Source organism: Rhizobium sp. SG2393 (genome assembly GCF_042610495.1).
Taxonomy (GTDB): Bacteria; Pseudomonadota; Alphaproteobacteria; order Rhizobiales; family Rhizobiaceae; genus RU20A.
Map to the genome: position 1 here is coordinate 14,006 of NZ_JBHGAP010000011.1, position 21,363 is coordinate 35,368.

Genomic DNA, 21,363 nt, shown 5'->3' on the forward strand with positions numbered 1-21,363 from the left:
TCAGATGGTGGCCAGTTCCATGACCGAGACGTCGTTTGCCTGTTCGCGGTCGAGCATGCCAGCCTGCTTGCCCTGCGCGAGCACGAGGATGCGGTTGGAAACGCCGAGCACTTCTTCGAGGTCGGAGCTGACGACGATGACGGCGACGCCCTCCCTGGCGAGGTTGGCGATGATGTCGTAGATGCCGGCACGCGCGCCGACATCGATGCCGCGGGTCGGCTCGTCCAGCACCACCACCTTCGGGTCGCGCGTCAGCCACTTGGCGATGACGACCTTCTGCTGGTTGCCGCCCGAAAGATCCGAGGCCAGCTGCTCGCCGCGCCCCTTGACGCCGAAGGCACGGATCGCCTTGTCGGCAAAGCTGCGCTTCTTGGAGGGCGTAATCCAGCCGTTACCGAAACGGTCGAGATTGGCATAGACGAGGTTCTCGTCGATCTTGTGGGCGACGACGACACCCTGCAGCTTGCGATCTTCCGGCACCATGACGATGCCGCGCGCGATCGCATCCGCCGGGCTTTTCAGCGAGAGCTTTTCGCCGTTCATGCGGATCTCGCCCGCGCGAATGGCATCCGCACCCGCAATGGCGCGCACCAGCTCGGTGCGCCCGGCACCGACAAGGCCGGCAATGCCGAGGATTTCGCCGGCCTTGACCGAGAAGCTGACATCGTTGAAGGCGCCGTTGGCACCGGTGAGGTTTTTCACCTCCAGCACGGTCTTGTCCTGCGGTACGGCGCGAGCCGGAAACATGCGCTCCAGCGAGCGGCCGACCATGCTTTCCACGATGGTGCGCACCGGGGTCGAGCTGTCGGCGAATTCATGGACGCGCTCGCCGTCGCGCAGCACCACGATCCGGTCGGTGATCTTCTTGATCTCCTCCATCCGGTGCGAAATGTAGATGATGCCGACGCCTTCGGCGCGCAGCTTGCGGATCTGCTCGAAGAGCGCTTCCGTCTCGGCGCCGCCAAGGGCTGCCGTCGGCTCGTCGAGGATCAGAAGGCGCGCGTCGAGCGCCAGCGCCTTGGCAATTTCGATAAGCTGCTGGTTGGCGGTGGAAAGGCCGGCCACCTTGCGGGTGGCGGGAATGTGCAGGTTGAGGCGCGACAGCTGTTCCTGCGCGCGCGCCACCATCTGCTTGCGATCCACGACGCCGTTCTTCATCGGCCAGCGGCCGATGAAGACGTTTTCGGCAATCGACAGTTCGGGCAGAAGCTGCAGTTCCTGGTGGATCAGCACCACGCCCTTGTCGATGGCTTCGCGGGGGGTGGCCGGGGCATAGGGCTGCCCCAGCCATGTCATCTTGCCCTCGGAGGGGGTCTTCGACCCGGCAATGATGCCGGAAAGCGTTGATTTACCCGCGCCGTTTTCGCCAAGAAGCGCCACGACCTCACCGGGGTAGACGTCCAGCGAGACGTTCTTCACCACCTCCAGCGGACCATACCGCTTGGTGATGCCCCTCAAGGAGAGAACCGGTTCCGTCATGGCAGGCCTCCTCGCGACCGTTATCAGGGATGGTTGGCGATGAAGCCTTCGACGTTGTCCTTGGTGGTCAGCGTCGCGTCGAGGAGCTGGACAGCTTCCATCTTCTCGCCGGCAACCAGCTTGACGGCGGCATCGACGGCGAGCCGGCCCATCTTCTGCGTCTGCTGCGTCGCGGTGGCTTCGAAGACGCCGTTCTTCAGGGCTTCGAGGGCAGCCGTGTCGCCATCGAAACCGCCGACGACGATGGTCTGCGAGGGATTGCCGACCTTGATGGCCTGGGCAGCGCCGAGCGCGAGGCCGTCAGCCTGGGCGAACACGATGGAAACGTCCGGGTTGGCCTGCAGCAGGTTCTGCATGATCTGGAAGCCTTCGTCCTGGCTCCACATGTTCGACCACTGCTCGGCGACAACTTCCACGCCCGGGTTGGCGGCGATCGATTCAGCGCAGCCCTTGGAGCGGTCGACTTCCGGCGTCGTGCCCTTCTGGCCGTGGATGATGACCATCTTGCCCTTGCCGCCGGCCTTGGCAATGATGTGGTCGCAGACAGCCTTGGCCGAAGCGACGGAATCCGTTGCGAAGAAGGTGTCGCCCGGTGCGCCATCGGCATTGCGGTCGACGTTCACGACGGGAACGCCGGCTTCGCGGGCAAGCTTGACCGGAACGGTCGCGGCAGCGGCGCCGGCCGGGATGTAGATCAGCGCGTCGATGTTCTGGGTCAGCAGGTCCTGGATCTGGTTGACCTGCGTCGGGCCGTCGCCCTTGGCATCGACGGTGATGACTTCGATGCCGCGATCCTTGGCTTCGGCTTCGACAGCCTGCTTGATCTGGTTGAAGAAGTTGGCCTGCAGGTTGGCGACGGCCAGACCGATCTTCTTGGCTTCGGCGGCGTTGGCGGCGCCCATCGTCAGCGCCAGAATGGCGGCCGAGGTCATCAGGATGCGAGAAAGTTTCATGGAAGTCCTCCGTTTGTTAAGGGCGGCCCGCAGGAGTTCCTCCACCCTTGGGCTCTTAGAAATCCGCTCCGGGTCCCGGAGAGGAAGCTGTGCGGCGGCCGGTCGGGCCGCCGGAAGTCTGCGTGTCCCGCCTCAGCGCGTCTTGCGGCGCAGCGTTTCGGCACCCACGGCGAGCACGATGACGACGCCGATGATGACCTGCTGCAGGAAGGGGGAGACGTTGAGAAGATTGAGGCCGTTGCGCAGCACGCCGATGATCAGCACGCCGATCAGCGTTCCGCCGATGCCGCCCGCGCCGCCCGACAGCGACGTGCCGCCGATGACGACCGCCGCGATCGTGTCGAGCTCATAGCCGAGGCCGCTGGAGGGCTGCACGGAGTCGAGGCGCGCCGCCAGCACGATGCCGGCAAGACCGGCCAGCACGGCGCAGAACACATAGACGCCGATCGTCACGAGCTGCACGTTGATGCCGGCAAGGCGCGCCACTTCCGGGTTGCCGCCGATCGCATAGAGCATGCGTCCCTCGGCACGGAACTGCAGGAAGAGCCAGGAAACGAGCAGCACGATCAGCATCAGGAAGACGGTGGCGGTCAGGATGCCGAAGTGACGGTCGATGGCGAGCATCATGAACCATTCCGGAAAGCCGACGATCTGCTGGCCGTCCGTGATCATGTTGGCGACGCCGCGCGCCGCCGACATCATGGCAAGCGTCGCAATGAAGGCGGGCACCTTGAAGCGGGTGACGAGAATGCCGACGATGAGGCCGCAGACGGCGGAGGCGAGGAGGGCGACGGGGATCGCGACACCCATCGGATAGCCCGCCACGTTGGCGACCCAGCCCATGATCATCATGGACAGCGCGAGCACCGAGCCGACCGAAAGATCGATGCCGCCGATCAGGATGACGTAGGTCATGCCGACGGCCATGATGCCGATGACGGTGATCTGGTCGAGAATGTTCAGCCCGTTGCGAACGGAAAGGAACTTGTCGCTGGCAAAGGCCAGGAACAGGCAGAGAAGAATGAGGCCGATCAGCGGGCCGGTCGCGCCGCCGAGCCAGGACATGGAACCCTGCGGCTTGCGCGCCGCTTCTTTGACGTCGACCGTGGCCATCGTCCCTCCCAATCGCGCCTCCTCCAGAGAGCCGCCCTGTTATGCAAGAATATATATTCAGTTATGTTGGAAAATTCAGTACCAAGCGAGCGAAAGCCTGTCAATAGGGAGTGTGCCCGGGATTTGACCAATACGAGATTTGCTCTGCGCGAAAATTCGGCAGATGGGCTTGACTGAGTCGCAATATGTGCAAGAATATCTATAACTGAATATTTATGCTAAGAGGATCACATGGAGCCCAGGGAACTCGAGCAGGTCGCCCGCCAGATCAGGCTGCGCGACGTGCAGGCCGTCTATGAAGCCGGCGCAGGTCACATCGGGGGAGAGATGTCGGCAACCGATATCCTGACCGCGCTGTTCTTCCGCGTGCTCAACATCTTTCCCGAAAACCCGAAGAACCCCGAGCGCGACCGCTTCGTGCTCTCCAAGGGCCATGTGGCGCTGGCGCTCTATGTGACGCTCGCCAAGCGCGGCTTCTTCCCGGAAGAGGAAATCGCGACCTTCCTGAAGCCCCTGTCGCGGCTCAACGGTCACCCGAACTGCAACAAGGTACCGGGTGTCGAGACCAATACCGGCCCCCTCGGCCACGGCCTGCCGGTCGCGGTCGGCATGGCCAAGGCCGCCAAGCTGTCGGGTGCGGCCTACCGCACCTTCGTGCTGACGGGCGATGGCGAGATGCAGGAAGGCTCCAACTGGGAAGCCATCATGGCCGCCGCCCAATACGGCCTCGACAATCTGACGCTGATCATCGACCACAACCGCTTCCAGCAGGGTGCGGCGCTGAAGGACACCAACGACATCGCGCCGCTGCGCCCCAAGCTCGAAGCGTTCGGCTGGGACGTGACCGAGATCAACGGCAATGCCATGGCCGAGGTCGTTCCCGCGCTTGAGAAGCGCACCGCCCGCCCGCACTGCATCGTCGCCCACACCAACAAGGGTCACGGCATCTCCTTCATGCAGGACAGCGGCGACTGGCACCACAAGGTCCCCAACAAGGACCAGTACGAAATCGCCGTCAAAGAACTGTCGGAGGCCCTGTGATGGACGCGACCACCAAGACCAATCTCCATGACTGCCGCGACGCCTTCGCTTCGGTTCTCGAAATGCTCGCCGCCGACAACGAAGCCGTCGTCGCCGTCTGCAACGACAGCGTCGGCTCCTCCAAGCTCGGCGGCTTCAAGTCGAAATTCCCCGAACGCCTGGTGAATGTCGGCATCGCCGAACAGAACATGGTCGGCGTCGGCGCCGGTCTTGCCAATGGCGGCCGCATTCCCTTCGTCTGCGGCGCCTCGTGCTTCCTCACCGGCCGTGCGCTGGAGCAGATCAAGGCCGACATCTCCTATTCCAACGCCAATGTGAAGCTGATCGGCATTTCGTCCGGCATGGCTTACGGAGAGCTTGGCCCGACGCACCATTCGATCGAGGACTTCGCCTGGACCCGCGTCCTGCCGAACCTGCCGGTGATTGCCCCCTGCGATCGCATCGAGACGGCCGCCGCCGTCGCCTGGGCCGCCACCTATGAGGGCCCGGTCTTCCTGCGCCTGTCGCGCGTCGGCGTTCCGGACCTGCTGCCGGAAGGCCACGTCTTCGAAGTCGGCAAGGCGAATGTCCTGCGCGAGGGCACCGACGTGACGCTCATCGCCAACGGCACGCTGACGCACCGCATGGTGAAGGCGGCCGAGATCCTCGCGAAGGACGGCATCAAGGCCCGCGTGCTAAACATGGCGACGGTGCGCCCGATCGACGAAGCCGCCATCATCGCCGCCGCCAACGAAACCGGCGCCATCGTCACGGCCGAGGAGCACTCGATCTATGGCGGCCTCGGCTCGGCGGTTGCCGAAGTCGTGGTCGATCATGCGCCGGTGCCGATGAAGCGCCTCGGCGTGCCCGGCATCTATGCGCCGACCGGTTCGGCCGAATTCCTGCTGGACGAGTTCGGCATGGCCCCGGGCGCGATCGCCGAAGCGACCATCGCCCTCTTGCGCCGCAAGTAAGCCTGACCGAAGAGAAACGAGGCCGGGGCGTGATCATCGCGCCCCGGCCTTTTTGAGCCCTCCCGGTCGCTTGGCCGCGCGGAGGGCGATAAACCGAGAGACAGGGCCCGTCCGGCGCTTCCCCGTGTCGCCGATGACGGCTTCAGGGAGACGAGACCGTCCATGCGCGCCATTCTTGCGATCGACCAGGGCACCACCAATTCCAAGGCCATTCTCGTCTCCGAGGGCGGCGAGGTTCTGTCCCGCGGCGCATCCCCGGTCGGCATCAGCTATCCCCGGTCCGGCTGGGTGGAGCAGGACCCGAACCGCATCTGGGCCTCCGTCTGCGAGGCGATCGCCCAATGTCTCGACGCCGGCCCCAAGGTCAGCGTCGAAGCCGTCGCCATCTCCAACCAGCGCGAATCCGTCACCATCTGGGATGGCGAAACAGGCGAGCCGCTTGGTCCCGTCCTCAGCTGGCAGTGCCGCCGCACCGCGCCCGAATGCGAGGCGCTGATCGCCGCCGGCCATGCGGACCGCGTGCTGGAGATCACCGGCCTGCCGATCGACCCCATGTTCCCCGGCGCCAAGATGAAGTGGCTGATCGACCGCGCGCCCGCCGGCCGCCCCTTGCGCGTCGGCACCATCGACAGCTGGCTCATTCACCGCCTCACCGGCGGCAAGGTGCACGCCTCAGATGCCTCAAACGCTGCCCGCAGCCAGTTCCTCGACCTCAAGGCACAGGCCTGGAGCGACGAGCTCTGCGCCCTCTTCGGCATCGACAAGGCCGTGCTGCCGGAAGTCCGCGACAGCGCCAGCCAGTTCGGCGTCACCGCCGGCGTTCCGGGCATTGCCGACGGCACGCCGATTGCCGCCGCCATCGGCGACAGCCACGCCGCGCTCTTCGGCCACGGCGCCTATGATGTCGGCGACGGCAAGGTCACCTTCGGCACCGGCTCCTCCATCATGGCGACGCTGCCGCGCTTCATTGCCCCCAGCGACGGCATCACCACCACGGTCGCCTGGCGCATCGCCGGCAAGCCCACCTTCGCCTTCGAGGGCAATATTCTCGTCAGCGCCTCCAGCCTGCCCTGGATGGCCGGCATTCTGGGCCTGCCGGATGTCGCCGCACTGATCGAGCTGGCCGCGACGGCGGAGGCCGGCGGCCCCGGCTTCGTGCCCGCCTTTGTCGGTCTCGGCGCACCCTACTGGAACTCGGATGCCCGCGCCCTCTTTGCGCAGATCGACTTCAACACGACCCGCGCCCAGATGGCGCGCGCCGTCGCCGACAGCATTCCCTTCCAGGTGCACGATGTCTTTGCCGCCATGCTGAAGCATGGCGATGTCTCGATCGGTTCGCTCTATGTGGATGGTGGCCCGAGCCGCAGCGATTTCCTGATGCAGAACGTCGCCGACATCCTCGACCACGCCGTCATCCAGTGCGAAGCGCCGGAAGCCTCCGCGCTCGGTGCCGCCTATCTTGCCGGCCTCACCCTCGGCCTCTGGCCGGATCTTGCCGCCATCAAGGCCCTGCCACGCGCCACCCGCCGCATCGCCCCGCAAAACGGGTCGATCCGCGGCCAGTTGAAGACGTGGAAGGATGCAATCGCCCGCTCGACCTTTATTCCAGAGAGCGCTAAGGTTGAATAAAAATTCACCGGGCGGGACCAATGGGACGCATTAATGAACTTCGGCTGATTTCCCGCGTGGCGCAGATGTACCATCTGGAGCACAAGCGCCAGGCGGAGATTGCCCAGCACCTGCGCCTGTCGCAGGCCACCGTTTCGCGCATGCTCAAACGTGCCGAGGCGGAGGACATCGTGCGCACCACGGTCATCCCGCCGGCCGGCACCTATACCGATCTCGAAACGGCGATCCGCAACCGGTTCGGCACGGGCGAGGTGATCGTCGTCGAGTGCTCCGAAGATCGTGACGGCGCGGTCATGGCCCGCATCGGCGAGGCGGCCGCCCATCTCCTCGAAATCACCCTGTCGCCCGGCGACGTCATCGGCGTTTCCAGCTGGAGCCAGACCATTTTCCGCATGGTGGAAAACATCCATCCGCAAAAGAGCGCCCAGGCGAAATACATCGTCCAGACCCTCGGGGGCATGGGCGATCCCTCCGTGCAGACCCACGCCACGCAACTGACGACAAGGCTCGCCCGCCTCACCGGCGCCGAGCCCAAGCTCCTGTCCGTGCAGGGCATCGCCACCTCCCGCGAAGCAAAGCTGTTGATGCTCGCCGATCCCTTCGTGCGCGAGACGATGGAACTCTTCCAGTCCATCACGCTCGCCATCATCGGCATCGGCGCCGTCGAGCCCTCCGAACTGCTTGCCCGCTCGGGCAACATCTTCTCGGCCCGCGAACTCACCGACCTCGCCGAAGCCGGCGCCGTCGGCGACATGTCGCTGCGCTTCTTCGACCGCACGGGCAAGCCCGTCAAAACCCCCCTCGACGACCGCGTCATCGGCATCTCGCTGGAAGAACTCGACAAGGTCGACCGCGTCATCGCGCTGGCCGGCGGCGCCGCCAAGACGGCGGCAATCGCCGGGGCGCTGCGGACGGGCGTCATCGATACGCTGGTGACGGATCGGTTTACGGCGGAACGGCTGGTGGGTGACGGGGCGGCGTGAGGGGGTTGAGGCGTCGTCGTTTGTCCGTTATCGGCCCAGAGCGGACATTGGAGATTGGAAACCGACGGACTGCTACGCGCCCTCTAATCCGCCATTCCGCTCTCCGAGAGGTGGCCCCGAAAGCGGACATTCGCGTCGGTCTGCACCGGCTCACTCTTGAACAGCTTTCGCTTGACCCACTTAACCTCTGGCACTCCGCATGCGGGCTCGATGGCGGACTGCCAACTGAGTTCGGCACGCGCTGGTTCGCAAAATTGAGACGCCAACAAAGGGAGATGGCACGCAATCCAGACCTAAAAGTAATGCAGCGGGCCAGCCCGATGCAGTCTAAAAAGCCAACTCGGGGCGCTGCGGGGCAGTTCCAACACGAAGGGGTGACGGAAAACGCCGTTGGCGGTTGCAGGTAGGGGAAGGCTTTCCCAAAGGCACTGCGTTCTAGTCATGCTCACAGATGCGCTTGAATGGCCGCGATCCACTCCATGACCTCGTGCTTTGTATCCACACCGTCCTGATAGCTGGCGCGCTGCCTTATTTCTTCGGCAGTCATGTGCCGCATGATATGCGCACAGATGATGGTCTTACATGCCCCGGGATTTGTCTTACTGATCCGAACGCCGTTATGGTCGTCGGGCTGGTAGTTGAAACCAGTCTGCCTTGCGTTCTGTCGAGCGGCGGTCAGGTGCATGGATAGCTCATCGGCCATCTTCACGAAATCAAGGTCGATTCCGGCAGGCAGACTGAGGAGGTTCTTCGTAAGTCGTGTGAGTGCGTCAGGGTGAAAGTAGTTGTCGATACTGCGTTTTCTTGTGAGGAATGCCGTCGTGTGCGGCCTTGCCTGCATGTCCTGTAGCCATGTAGTCTTCTCCGCCTTGATCGGAAGCGCCGCGCTCGTGCGATCCGAATCTTGAAGCATAACCTGCGGGACGTTTAGCTTATCCAGATAGCGCCGCTCGACCCAGTCCTTTAGCGTGTTGTCTCCTCCGCCGATTGTCCAGAAGATGTAACGCTCGTCGATCTGAGCAATTTCCCCGGCAGCTACCAAGACCTGCATCATAGACCTGATTGCATCGATGTCGGTCTTTCCCTCGACAAGGACCGCTACCCTAATGCCCTGTTTGGCAAGCGGATCAGGGAGCACACCAAGAGCGTCCGCGATTTCGGCGTACACTCCATCGCCCTGCGATCCACTGCGCACGCGAACAGCGCCAGTCGCCGGGTCACGATCAACGAAGCGGAGACTTTCGAGGGGGATAAGGGCGGCAAGCGCCGGAACGTGCGTCGTCAGCACAACCTGATCGCCCGTCGCGGCTAGGGCTTTCAAAGCGCCGATGATCTGCTCTTGGTTGTCAGGATGCTGCGATGTCTCAGGCTCTTCGATCGCATAGACAACCCTTCTGCGCGGTGCGTTTCCGGCTTGTGCTTCGGCGCGTCGCTTTTCAGCTTCGGCCTGAAAGAAGCTCAAGAGCACAAGACGGCGGACGCCAGAGCCCCTCTTGTTAAGTGGAATGCCATCATCAGCCTCGAGGTCGAGCTTGAAGATGTTCTTCCAAGACGGCTTTTTGAATTTTGGTTCCAGTGTCGATGCAATTTCGGGATAGGTCTCTCGCAGCTTTTCAAGCGTCCTTTGGGCCGTCTCCTGAGCCTTCCGATGGACTTCAGCAGTAATCTGATCGAGCTGGGGCTCAAGAGTTTCCAAAGCCTGCTCGATAGCGATCTTCATCGGATTCTGGACCTCAGCGTCCTGATCGCTGCTCTGCCGGTCCGATTGAAATAATGCGAATATAGGCATGTAGGCTTGTAAGGACGACCATATCGTTTTGCCGTTTTCCTCGTTCAGCGGAACGTCACGAAGCTGGAGGCTCAACCCACCGATGGATTGATAGATCGCCTGCCGCATCGAGGGGTTTTCGGCCTGGCTGCAATTGTTCTCAAGGCCCCGGTCACGAATGATCGTTCGGAGATCACGCTGGTTCTTTTGTAGAATGTCTGCGGCTTGGGGCGTTGTGGGGTGGACCGCTTGAGCGGAAATCACGGCCTTTGGCGTCTGATTTCCGCAATTGAAAACCTTGTGCACTTCGAGGTCGCCGTCAGCGTTAAGCAGGTGTTCGGCTTGGAGGGTCGTCAGCGCATTCGAGTCGAGAATGAGCTGATTGGGCAAATCATCAAAAACGACGCCGATCCGCACGTTTCGTGGATTTCCCCCTTTGCTCGCATCGGCTGGCTCAATTTTCGCTACACCGCCTTCAAAAAATATATCTAGTGCTTCGAGAATGGTCGATTTCCCAGCATCGTTGCGTCCAATGAAGCCGGTCAACTGTGCAAAGGGAATTGTTGTTTGCTCCCTATATGACCTAAAGTTTTCAAGTATCAGAGCCTTAATCCTCACAACCACCTCCCTGCTGCTAAGTATTACTCGCGTTTTGCGTTCATTAGCGATGAAGCGTGGCTGAGGGTCAAGGGTAAAGAGGCCGCCTAGGCGGCGGCCGCTCGCGGCGGTGAAGGTGCCGTGCTGCCCCCCAGCCGTAGTTTTGACACCCAAAGGCGCAAAGCCACGGGCGGGGTTGCGGCACCTGCGGTATGATCCGACAATCCCACCGGGGCCGGCGAGAGGTCCGCGCGGCGTGCACAAGGGGATGAGGAGAAGCGGATGGCGGGTGCTCAGGGTGGCGTGGCGCGCAGGCTGGCGGGCGGCCGGGCGAGGACCGATGGTGCCGCGCCCGATCGCAAGCTGAAGGTCGGCTTCGTGCTTGCCCGGCTCTTCACCCTCTCGGCCTTCTCGCTCTTCATCGACACGCTGCGGCTGGCGAGCGACGAGCTCGACCGGTCCGGCCGCGTCAAGGCGGACTGGGAGCTGCTCGGTTCGACGCGCCATCTCATCCGCTCCAGCTGCGGCGTCTCCGTTGCGCCCACGTCGGACCTGACGCGCCCCGAGCGCTTCGACATGATCGTCGTGGTGGGTGGCCGTCTGGAGAGCGAGGAGCTGTGCGACGAGGAAACGCTGCGTTTCCTGCAACATGCGGCCGATCTGCGCATTCCCCTGATCGGCCTGTGCACGGGCACCTTCATCCTCGCCGAAGCCGGGCTTCTCACCCGTCACCAGACCTGCGTGAGCTGGCTGCACTACGCCTCGTTCCGCGAGCGCTTCCCGGATCTGAAGGCGCGGCCAGACCGGCTCTTTAATTTCGACGGCATGCGCGGCTCCTGCGCTGGTGGCATGAGTTCGGCGGACCTCGCCGCCCATATCATCCGCACCTTTATCGGCCGGGATGCGGAGCAGAATGCGCTCGAAGTGCTGCAGATCGGCCGCGCCCGCGCCCCGACCGACACCCAGACGCGCGCGCCCCTGCAGCAGCTCGAAGGCATGGCCACCACGGATCGCCGCGTCAACGCCACGCTCATCACCATGGAGCAGCACCTGGCCGAGCCGAAGAGCATCCAGTCGCTGGCCGGCATGGTGGGCCTCTCGCGCCGGCAGCTGGAGCGGCTGTTTCTCACCACGCTCGGCATGGCCCCGGCCCATGCCTACAATCTCGTGCGCCTGCAGCGCGCCCGCCAGCTTCTGGCCGGCACCGACCGACCCATCATCGCCATCGCCATCGATGTCGGCTTCAACAACGCCTCGCACTTCTCCCGCGCCTTCCGCCGCACCTATGGCGTCTCGCCCACGGAAGTCCGCTCCGGTTTTGCCCGCATGCCGGAAGAGGAAGCCGAGGGCGCGATCATCGACGCCGCCGCGGAAAGGCGCGCCGCAAGCCCGTGACGCCCGCGCTCCCATGGCTTTGCCCGCCGGCCTGTCCGCAAAATGGTATGTCCATCTGATCGAAATGGACGCTGTCATGCCAGCCAATCGCCGGTAGGACTAAGGCCGGGGTTTTGACCCCCAGGCATCCGGAAGTGGATCGGCAGGCATGGAAGACTTCGATTATGTGATCGTCGGCGCGGGATCGGCGGGCTGCGTGCTGGCCAGTCGCCTCTCCGAAAACGGACGCTACCGCGTTGCCCTTCTCGAAGCGGGCGGCAGCGACCTGAACTTCTGGGTCCGCATGCCGATCGGCTACGGCAAGGCCTTTTATCACGACCGGTTGAACTGGAAGTACATGACCGAACCGGTGCCCGGCTTCGGCAACCGCCAGGCCTATTGGCCGCGCGGCAAGGTGATCGGCGGATCGAGCTCCATCAACGCCATGGTTTTCATTCGCGGGCAGGCCGAGGACTTCGATGGCTGGCAGGCGCTCGGCAATCCCGGATGGAGCTATGCCGACGTGCTCCCCCTTTTCCGGCGGATGGAGGACAATCTCGCCGGTGCCGATACCTGGCGGGGCAGGGGTGGCCCGCTCACCGTCACCAGCATCGAAGATGTCGTGCATCCGCTGTGCCGGAACTATGTGGAGGGCAGCGTCGAGGCAGGTCTTGCCCGCAATCCGGATTTCAACGGCGCAACCCAGGAAGGGGTGGGCATCTACCAGATCACCACCCGCAACGGTTTCCGCTGCTCGGCGGCGACCGCCTATCTCGCGCCGGCCCGGCGCCGCCCCAATCTGCAGGTCCTCTCGTCTGCCCATGCCACGCGCCTCCTCTTTGAGGGCCGGCGGGCGGTCGGCGTCGAATACCGCCAGGGCGGCGCCCTTCGGCAGATCAGGGCGCGGCGTGAGGTCATCCTCTCGGCCGGTGCGATCAACTCGCCGCAACTCCTGCAACTGTCCGGCGTCGGCGATCCCGCGCTGCTCGCCCGGCACGGCATCCCCGTGGTCCATGCCGCCCCGCAGGTTGGGCAGAACCTGCAGGATCATATCGGCTTCGACCATCTCTATCGCAGCCGTCGCCCGACGCTGAACGATGTGCTGCGCCCCTGGCTCGGCCGGCTGAAGGTGGGTCTGCGTTATGTGCTGACGCGCAGCGGCCCCCTGTCGCTCAGCGTCAATCAGGGGGGCGGCTTCTTCCGCACCAGCCCCGAGCACGCGCGGCCAAACATGCAGCTCTATTTCTCGCCCGTCAGCTATACCCGCGCCGTGCCCGGCCGGCGGGCCCTGATGAGCCCGGACGTCTTTTCGGGGTTCCTCGTCGGCGTCTCCAACTGCCATCCGACAAGCCGCGGGGCGCTGACGATCGCGTCCGCCGATCCCTTCGCCGCGCCCCTCATCCAGCCCAACTACCTCTCGACGGAAGAGGATGTGCGCGAGCTACTGGATGCCGCCCATTTCCTGCGGCGGCTGTCGCAGACGGGCCCGATGCGGGAGATCATCGAGAGCGAAATTCGCCCCGGTCCGGATATTGTGGACGACGACGCCCTGATCGCCGATATCCGCGCACGCTCCGGGTCGGTCTTCCACCCGTGCGGCACCTGCGTGATGGGGCCGGATCCCGCGGGCGCGGTGGTGGACGCCCGGTTGCGTGCCCATGGTCTCGATGGGCTGCGCGTCGTCGATGCCTCGATCTTCCCGCGCATCACCTCGGGAAACCTCAATGCGCCCACGATCATGGTCGGCGAAAAGGGCTCCGATCTCATCCTGCAGGATGCCCGCTGAAACACCTGCCGCATGATCCGACCGGCGTGAAATGAGGGTCGGCAAGGTTATGCATGCATAAACAAGGGCTCTAGCGCGACTGCCGCATCTCCGTCAGCACCCCGCCCAGCGTCTCGGCGGCGCTGGCGATCATGCGCGGCGGAGCGGAGCTGAAGCCGAGCACGAGGCCCCGCTGCACGACCGGCGTGATGGCGAAACGACTGATGGGCGAGACGAGAATGTTACGCTCGGCAGCCTTCTTCGCCACGGCACTTTCATCCAGTCCCTCCGCCAGCCGGCCGATCGTGTGGAAACCGGTATCGGTCGGTGCGACCTCCATCAGACCCTGCATGTGCCGTTCCGCAGCGGCCAGAAGCGCCTGCTGCCGGTCGGCGTAGACCCGGCGCATGCGTCGGATATGGCTTGCGAAGTGGCCGTGTTCGATGAAGCTCGCAACCACCGACTGCAGGCTTGCCGGCGAGCCCTGCAGGGTCGCGCCGGCAATGCGGTAGAACACATCGACGAGACCTGGCGGTGCCACGACGTAGCCCAGGCGCAGCGCCGCAAACAGCGTCTTCGAAAAGCTGCCGACATAGATGACGCGGCCGGACGTATCGACGCTCTTCAGCGTTGGCGGCGGATGGCCGGCGTAGTGGAACTCGCCGACATAGTCATCCTCGATAATCCAGGCACCGGCCCGCTCGGCAGCGCGCAGCAGCTCGAAGCGTCGTTGCAGGCTCATCGTCACGCCGAGGGGGTGCTGGTGCGCCGGCGTGACGAAGGCGAGGCGAAAATCCGGTGCGATCTCCAGCCCCTCTGCCACGTTGATGCCGTCGGAATCGATGCTGAGCGGCACCAGTCGCGCGCCGGACGAAATCAGGCTGTTGCGCGCGCCGATCGCGCCGGGGTTCTCGATCCAGACCGTATCGCCGGGATCAAGCAACGTATTGCCGATCCGGTTGAAGGCGTCCTGCGCGCCATTGAAGATGAAGATCTGCTCGGGTTCGCAGACGATGCCGCGATTGGCACGCAGATGCATCGCCACGGCCCGACGCAGTTCCATCAGCCCCTCCGGTGGCGGATAGCCGAGGAGCAGGTTGCGCGGCTGGCGCCAGTAGCGGGCGACCATGCTGGCCCACAGTGCCATCGGAAACTCGTCAAAGGCCGGAATGCCGGTGATGAAGGGGCGCGGATTTTCCGGATGGGCCAGCCGCGGGAAAAAATGCTCCGAGGCCTCCGTGCTCAGTTGCGCCAGACGCGGCGGGCTGCGGATCTCCTCACCGGACGGCGGGCTGGGAACCGCCGCCGGCCGGCCGTCGCGCAGCGTATCCGTCACATAGGCGCCGGCGCCGATGCTGGAGCGGATCAGTCCCTCGGCCGCCAACTGTTCGTAGACGCTGATCGCGGTGGTGCGTGACACCGCATGCTCCTTGGCGAGCGTCCGGCTGGACGGCAGCCGCTCCCCCGGTTTCAGCCGGCCGGACAGGATCATGTCACGCAAGGCCGCGCAAAGCTGGGCACTGATCGGCGTGCGGGAGGCCCGATCGACGGAAAGCGTCGGCAGCAGCGCGCCGCCCGCATACTTGACCATGTCGCTCTCCCCGCCAGTCAGCCGCTGCAAGAGTGGTCCGCTATGAAAAGCAAAGTGGACCTTCTCGTCCTCGAATTTTGTGATGATTGTCGGACCAGTTGATGGCGTCAAGGCCAAACGGTCTCAAGGACGCCAAGCCCCAGGAAAACAGACCGGACGGCCATGAAGATCAAACGCATCGAGACCTTCTGCAATCGCTATGTCGGCTTCGTCCGCATTACCGACGAGACGGGCGCGACCGGCTGGGGCCAGGTCTCGACCTACCATTCCGACCTGACCTGCGAGATCCTGCACCGCCAGGTCGCACCTTACTCGCTCGGCACCGACATCACCGATCTCGACGATCATCTCGACCGCATCTTCGAGCGCGAGCACAAGTTTCCGGGCTCCTATCTCTACCGCGCCATGGGTGGCCTCGATACCGCGATCTGGGACCTCCGCGGCAAGCAGGCTGGCAAGCCGGTCGCGGCCCTGCTTGGCGGGACTGCCGGTTCGCTGCGCGCCTACGCCTCCTCCATGAAGCGCGACATCACGCCGGCCGACGAGGCCGAACGCTTCCGCCGCCTGCATGGCGAGTTCGGCTTCACGGCCTTCAAATTCCGGGTCGGGGCCGAGTGCGGGCGCGATCAGGATGAATGGCCGGGCCGGACAGAAGAGATCATCCCCACGATCGCCAGGGCTGTCGGTGCGGAGGCCGATCTGCTGGCCGATGCCAATTCCTGCTATTCCCCGGCCCGTGCCATCGCCGTCGGTCGCATCATGCAGGACAATGGCCTCGTGCATTTCGAGGAGCCGTGCCCCTATTGGCAACTGGCGCAGACGAAAGAGGTCACGGACGCGCTGGAGATGGACGTCACGGGTGGCGAGCAGGATTGCGAACTGGCCACCTGGCAGCGCATGATCGACATGAAGGCGGTCGATATCGTCCAGCCCGACATCTGCTATCTCGGCGGCATCAGCCGCACCCTGCGTGTCGTGCGCATGGCAGAGGCCGCCGGCCTGCCCGTGACACCGCACGCCGCCAATCTCGGCATGGTCACGCTCTTCACCATGCATCTGCTGCGCGCCATTCCCAATGGCGGCAAATACCTCGAATTCTCCATCGAGGGCGAGGACTACTATCCCTGGCAGGACGGCCTTTTCCGCAAGTCGCCTTACGACATCGTCGATGGCAAGGCCACCGTGACGGAAGAGCCCGGCTGGGGCGTCGAAGTCCACCCGGAATGGCTGGCACGGTCCAGCTACCAGATGAGCGAGGCGCAATGAGATGAGCACCGATAGCCTCGTTTCCGAATATTTCAGCACAGGCACGCTGGCCGGCCTTCCAAGCGGCCACTTCATCGACGGCGCCTTTGTCACCGCGTCCGGCGGCCGGACGATAGAGACCTTCGATCCCGGTGCGGCACGCGCCTTCCACGCATTTGCGGCCGGTGATTGCGCCGATGTGGATCGTGCTGTTGCAGCCGCCCGGACGGCGCAGAAGACCTGGGGGCGCACCAGGGGCAATCTGCGCGGCGCCGTTCTGATGCGCGCGGCAGCCTTGCTTCGCGCCGAGGCGCAGCGCTTTGCGGTGGTCGAAAGCCTCGACAGCGGCAAGGCGCTTCAGGAAGCGGAAGGCGACGTGCAGGGCGCAGCACGCTGCCTGGAATATTACGCCGGCGCAGCCGACAAGATCGAGGGCAGCAGTTTTCCCCTCGGCACCGACTACGTCGGCTTTTCTGTCGATGAGCCCGTCGGCGTCACCGCCCACATCATTCCCTGGAACTATCCGCTCTCCACGGCGGCCCGAAGCTTCGCTCCCGCACTGGCCGCCGGCTGCACCGTGGTCGCCAAGCCGGCAGAGCAGACTCCGCTGACGGCGCTGATGCTCGCGGATCTCCTCTTCCGGGCCGGCCTGCCGGCAGGGGTACTCAATGTCGTGACGGGCACCGGTGCCGAGGCAGGCGGCCCGCTCGTTGCTCATCCCGATATCCGCCACGTCACCTTCACGGGCTCGGTCCAGACCGGCGTGCGCGTCATGCAGGCGGCGGCGGCACATGTCGCGAGTGTCGTGCTCGAACTCGGCGGCAAATCGCCCGTCATCGTCATGGCCGATGCGGACATGGATGCAGCCGTCGAAGGCATCCTGGGTGCCATCTATGAAAATGCCGGGCAGATCTGCTCGGCCGGCTCGCGCCTCGTCGTCGAGCGCAGCGTGCATGCGCAGCTTGTCGATCGTCTGGCACGGCGCGCCGGTGCCCTGCGGATCGGCCACGGCCTGCGCCGTCCGCAGCTCGGGCCGCTGAACTCCGCGGCCCATCTCGACAAGGTCGCGGGCTATGTGGACGCGGCGCGTCAGCGTGGGCTGACCATCTCGGCTGGCGGCGAGCGCACTGTCGATCCCGATGGCGGTGCCGGCTGGTTCTTCCAGCCAACCATCATCGACACCGTTAGCGCCGATGATCCGGTCGTGCAGGAAGAGATCTTCGGTCCCGTCCTGTCGGTGCAGGTGGTGGATGACGAGGAAGAAGCGGTCGCCATCGCCAATGGCACGAATTTCGGCCTCGTTGCCGGCATCTACACCCGTGACTTCGGCCGTGCTCATCGCATGGCGCGCGAGATCGAGGCGGGGCAGGTCTACATCAACGAGTATTTCGCCGGTGGTATCGAAGTGCCCTTCGGCGGCTCCAAGCAATCCGGCTTCGGCCGCGAGAAGGGGCTCCAGGCACTGAAGAGCTACACCCGCATCAAGAGTGTGACGGCGCGCATCGGCTGAAAGGCTGCGCGCCGCGGTTTCAGACTGGTCTGGCGGCAAGGTGACAATGGACCTTTGAGGCAAGCCAATCTCATTCTTTGATGCTGCAAGCAAGAACGGGAACAACGGTCATCATCTCCACGCATGATGGCCGGAACGGAATGAATGCCGAGCAACGGTATCGTTCAAGAGATGCCAAACAGATGAGGAGAACAGCATGAAGATCTCATTCGCGCATGCCGCAGCGACGGCCCTCGCCCTGCTCATGGCCACTTCGGCGGCCGAGGCCGAGACGCTCAGGCTTCTGACTTGGGGCGGCTATGCGCCCGACAATGTCATCAAGCTCTTCGAGGAAGCCAATCCCGACATCACCGTCGAGGTGACGCTCTCCAACAACGAGGAAATGGTCGCCAAGCTGCGCGCCACGGGCGGTGCCGGTTACGACCTCGCCCAGCCGAGTCACGACCGCATTTTCGCGGCCCAGACGGAGTACAACATCTACAAGCCGCTCGACCTTTCCAAGATCGACACGGCCAATCTCGCGCCCAACCTGCTGGAAGGCGTGAAGGCCAATGCCACCATCGACGGCAAGCTCTACGCCGTGCCGCACCAGTGGGGCACCTCCGGCCTCGTCGCCGACATCTCCAAGGCACCGAATGTCAAGGGCTGGGGCGACCTCTGCAACCCCGAATACAAGGGGCGCACCTCGATGCGCCTGCGCCGCACAATCCTGCTCGGCACCGCATTCGCGCTCGGCAAGGATCCGTTCGCGCTCTACGCAGACAAGGCGGCCTACCAGGCCATGCTCGATGAAGTCACCGACAAGCTGATCGCCTGCAAGAGCAATGTGAAGACCTACTGGAACGGCGGCGACGATCTGTCGACCCTGCTGCTGTCGGGCGAAGTCGTCGTATCCGAAGCTTGGGATTCGACCGCCTTCAAGCTCTACGGCCAGAACAAGAACTTGGTCTATGTGCCGCCGGAAACCGGTGCGCTGGCCTGGATCGATACCTTCGCCATTCCGCGCAAGGGAGAGGCCGACGATGCCGCCTACAAGTGGATCAACTTCGTCATGAAGCCCGAAATCGTCAAGCTGATGTCCGACTCCACCGGCGCCATTTCGGCCGTCAACAACGGCATCGATCTCCTGCCCGCCGACAAGAAGGCTGCGGTACAGGCCGCCTTCAAGGAAAAGGACCTGCAGAACCTGAAGTTCTTCGCCAATATCCCGCCGGGCATCGAGGACATGGAAGGCAAGGCGCTGGAACGCATCAAGGCCGCTCAGTCGAACTGACCGGAATGGGATCGCCTCCCAAGGCATGATCCGCGCCGGCCGGGATGTTGCGCCCGGCCGGCGGCCTCCAGACAGTGATGCCTGACCGTCAGCCCTACGCCCGGAGCGTCGACCGGCGGGCTGCGATATGCGAGCAAGCCATGCACGATCTTGAATGCGACACCCTCAACAAGCGGTTTGGAGCCCATGCGGCCGTGGACGGTGTGTCCTTCGCCGTTCCGCGCGGCTCGTTCTTTTCCATCCTCGGCCCATCCGGTTGCGGCAAGACCACGCTGATGCGCATGATCGCCGGCTTCGAGACGCCGACGAGCGGCGACATCCGCATCAAGGGCAGGTCTGTCCTTTCCACCCCGCCCAACCGGCGGCCGGTGAAGATGGTCTTCCAGCATCTCGCGCTCTTCCCGATGATGAATGTCGGCGAAAACATCGCCTACGGGCTTCGCTGCCGGGGCGACAACCGGGCCGACATCGCCGGCAAAGTGGCGCGCGTCCTTGACCGCGTGGGCCTGCCGGGAACGGAGAGCAAGCAGATCAACCAGCTTTCCGGCGGCCAGAAACAGCGCATCGCCATCGCCCGCTGCATGGTGCTGGAGCCCGACGTGCTGCTGCTCGACGAGCCTCTGGGCGCGCTGGATCTCAAGCTGCGCGAACGCATGAAGATCGAACTGAAACAGCTCCAGAACCAGTTCGAGACCACCTTCCTCTATATCACCCACGATCAGTCCGAAGCCCTGGTCATGTCGGACAATGTCGCCGTCATGAATGCCGGCCGGTTCGAGCAGATCGGCGCGCCGCAGGATCTCTACAACAACCCGACCTCCGGCTTCGTCGCCGGCTTCGTCGGCGACAGCAATCGCTGGCCGGGCAGGGCTGTCGCGGTCGCGGATGGAAAGGTACGCCTGACCCTTGACGGCGGTGGCGAGGTGCTGGCGCTGGCCGGCGACGCGGCCATCACGCCCGGCAGCGCCGTCGAACTTTTCGTCCGCCCCGAGGTGCTCACACTCGCGGCGGATCGCGACAACAGTCTGACCGGCATGGTGAACAGCCTTCTCTTCAACGGCGCCAGCAGCCGGATCCTCGTCCGCCTGCCCGGCGGCCATCTCGTCGAGGTCGGCCAGGCAGTCATGGACGGTACGGGGCCGGTCTCGCCCGGCCAGACCGTGACGATCGGCTGGAGCGCCCATCACGGCCGTGCCTTCTCCGTGAGGAGATGACGCCCATGGCGCGCACCGATACCGGCAAGCTCTCGCTGATCCTGCTTTTCACACCCTTTGCGCTGTGGATCGCGTTGCTGATCATTCTGCCGCAGCTCGGCATCGGCTATCTCTCGCTGCGCGAGAAGCTGGGGCCGGGCGAGTACACCTTCGGCTTTTCAAACTATGTCGCGTTCCTGTCGGAGCCGATCTACTGGAACACGCTTCTGCGCACCGCCTGGATGTCGATCCTGGTGACTGCCATGGCCCTCATCGTCGGCTTTCCCGTCGCCTACTACATCGCGAAGATCGCACACCGTCAGTCGCGCACCGCCCTTTTCCTCATGTGCCTCATTCCTCTCTGGGTCAGCGATCTCGTGCGCGCCTTCGGCTGGATCGTCATCCTGCGCGAAACCGGACTGATCTCCAGCTTCCTCCAGTGGAGCGGCCTCGTCAGCGGACCGGTGGAACTGCTCTACAATGACGCCACGGTGGTGATGGGCCTCGTCTACACGGTCGTGCTGTTCATGATCGTGCCGCTTGTCTCCACGCTCGACGGCATGGACAACGCGCTGATCGAGGCGGGCTACAATCTCGGCGGCAGCCGCTTCACCATCTTCCGCCGCATCGTCGTGCCCTATGCCATGCCGGGCATCGTCTCCGGCTGCATCATCGTCTTCATGCTGACGGCCGGCAGCTACCTCACGCCCATCCTGCTCGGCGGCAAGAACAGCATGTGGTTCACCGAGCAGATCTACGAACAGTTCGTGACGCGCTACAACTGGGAGGCGGGTGCGACCTTCGGCATGCTGCTGCTCGTCTTCACCTCCTTCGTCGTCTGGCTCGGCCTGCGCCTCACCGGCCAGAGCCTCGTCTCCACCGTCGCAAAGGACTGA

The 21,363-nt window shown here is 64.2% G+C and carries 16 protein-coding genes; 11 read left to right on the forward strand and 5 right to left on the reverse strand.

What is annotated here, in order from left to right:
* The 3 genes from ACED18_RS18200 to ACED18_RS18210 all read right to left on the reverse strand — a co-directional run bounded on the left by ACED18_RS18200 (position 1) and on the right by ACED18_RS18210 (position 3,545).
* Complete coding sequence (locus ACED18_RS18200; RefSeq protein WP_377294911.1) at positions 1-1,479, reverse strand: sugar ABC transporter ATP-binding protein; 1,479 nt, start codon at positions 1,477-1,479, stop codon at positions 1-3.
* Positions 1,480-1,502: 23 nt separating this feature from the next.
* A complete protein-coding gene (locus tag ACED18_RS18205) occupies positions 1,503-2,432 on the reverse strand; it encodes a sugar ABC transporter substrate-binding protein (protein WP_377294913.1) in 930 nt (309 codons plus the stop codon).
* A gap of 132 nt (positions 2,433-2,564) precedes the next feature.
* Positions 2,565-3,545 carry an ABC transporter permease gene (locus ACED18_RS18210; RefSeq protein ID WP_377294915.1) on the reverse strand — a complete coding sequence of 327 codons (981 nt, stop codon included), beginning with the start codon at positions 3,543-3,545 and terminating at the stop codon, positions 2,565-2,567.
* Positions 3,546-3,776: 231 nt separating this feature from the next.
* Here ACED18_RS18210 and ACED18_RS18215 point away from each other — a divergent pair, with 231 nt between their 5' ends.
* From ACED18_RS18215 to ACED18_RS18230, 4 genes are all read left to right on the forward strand, one after another.
* On the forward strand, positions 3,777-4,586 hold the full coding sequence (locus tag ACED18_RS18215) for a transketolase (RefSeq protein ID WP_377294917.1): 810 nt from the start codon (positions 3,777-3,779) through the stop codon (positions 4,584-4,586).
* Positions 4,586-5,539: a transketolase family protein gene (locus ACED18_RS18220; RefSeq protein ID WP_377294919.1), complete on the forward strand. Its 954-nt coding sequence runs from the start codon at positions 4,586-4,588 to the stop codon at positions 5,537-5,539. The genes ACED18_RS18215 and ACED18_RS18220 overlap by 1 nt, the downstream gene beginning before the upstream one ends.
* Before the next feature lie 162 nt (positions 5,540-5,701).
* A complete protein-coding gene (locus ACED18_RS18225) occupies positions 5,702-7,168 on the forward strand; it encodes an FGGY family carbohydrate kinase (RefSeq protein WP_377294921.1) in 1,467 nt (488 codons plus the stop codon).
* 20 nt (positions 7,169-7,188) lie between these two features.
* A complete protein-coding gene (locus tag ACED18_RS18230; RefSeq protein ID WP_377294923.1) occupies positions 7,189-8,151 on the forward strand; it encodes a sugar-binding transcriptional regulator in 963 nt (320 codons plus the stop codon).
* Between the two features lie 445 nt (positions 8,152-8,596).
* Here ACED18_RS18230 and ACED18_RS18235 read toward each other — a convergent pair whose 3' ends face one another.
* A complete protein-coding gene (locus tag ACED18_RS18235) occupies positions 8,597-10,543 on the reverse strand; it encodes an ATP-binding protein (protein ID WP_377294925.1) in 1,947 nt (648 codons plus the stop codon).
* A gap of 255 nt (positions 10,544-10,798) precedes the next feature.
* Between ACED18_RS18235 and ACED18_RS18240 the strand changes: the two genes are divergently transcribed.
* On the forward strand, positions 10,799-11,911 hold the full coding sequence (locus ACED18_RS18240; protein WP_377294927.1) for a GlxA family transcriptional regulator: 1,113 nt from the start codon (positions 10,799-10,801) through the stop codon (positions 11,909-11,911).
* A 148-nt stretch (positions 11,912-12,059) separates the two neighbouring features.
* Positions 12,060-13,676 carry a GMC family oxidoreductase gene (locus ACED18_RS18245; protein WP_377294929.1) on the forward strand — a complete coding sequence of 539 codons (1,617 nt, stop codon included), beginning with the start codon at positions 12,060-12,062 and terminating at the stop codon, positions 13,674-13,676.
* A 70-nt stretch (positions 13,677-13,746) separates the two neighbouring features.
* Here ACED18_RS18245 and ACED18_RS18250 read toward each other — a convergent pair whose 3' ends face one another.
* Positions 13,747-15,246, reverse strand: coding sequence for a PLP-dependent aminotransferase family protein (locus ACED18_RS18250; RefSeq protein WP_377294931.1), 1,500 nt, complete (start codon positions 15,244-15,246; stop codon positions 13,747-13,749).
* 162 nt (positions 15,247-15,408) lie between these two features.
* On the opposite strand from ACED18_RS18250, the gene ACED18_RS18255 reads away from it, so the two are divergent.
* The 5 genes from ACED18_RS18255 (at position 15,409) to ACED18_RS18275 (ending at position 21,363) form a co-directional block, all read left to right on the forward strand.
* Positions 15,409-16,512, forward strand: coding sequence for a mandelate racemase/muconate lactonizing enzyme family protein (locus ACED18_RS18255; RefSeq protein WP_377294933.1), 1,104 nt, complete (start codon positions 15,409-15,411; stop codon positions 16,510-16,512).
* A 1-nt stretch (position 16,513) separates the two neighbouring features.
* Positions 16,514-18,001 (forward strand): aldehyde dehydrogenase family protein, encoded by a 1,488-nt coding sequence (locus ACED18_RS18260; RefSeq protein WP_377294935.1) that lies wholly within the window; start codon positions 16,514-16,516, stop codon positions 17,999-18,001.
* A 196-nt stretch (positions 18,002-18,197) separates the two neighbouring features.
* Positions 18,198-19,274: an extracellular solute-binding protein gene (locus ACED18_RS18265; protein ID WP_377294937.1), complete on the forward strand. Its 1,077-nt coding sequence runs from the start codon at positions 18,198-18,200 to the stop codon at positions 19,272-19,274.
* 140 nt (positions 19,275-19,414) lie between these two features.
* On the forward strand, positions 19,415-20,488 hold the full coding sequence (locus tag ACED18_RS18270) for an ABC transporter ATP-binding protein (protein WP_377294939.1): 1,074 nt from the start codon (positions 19,415-19,417) through the stop codon (positions 20,486-20,488).
* A 5-nt stretch (positions 20,489-20,493) separates the two neighbouring features.
* A complete protein-coding gene (locus ACED18_RS18275; protein ID WP_377294941.1) occupies positions 20,494-21,363 on the forward strand; it encodes an ABC transporter permease in 870 nt (289 codons plus the stop codon).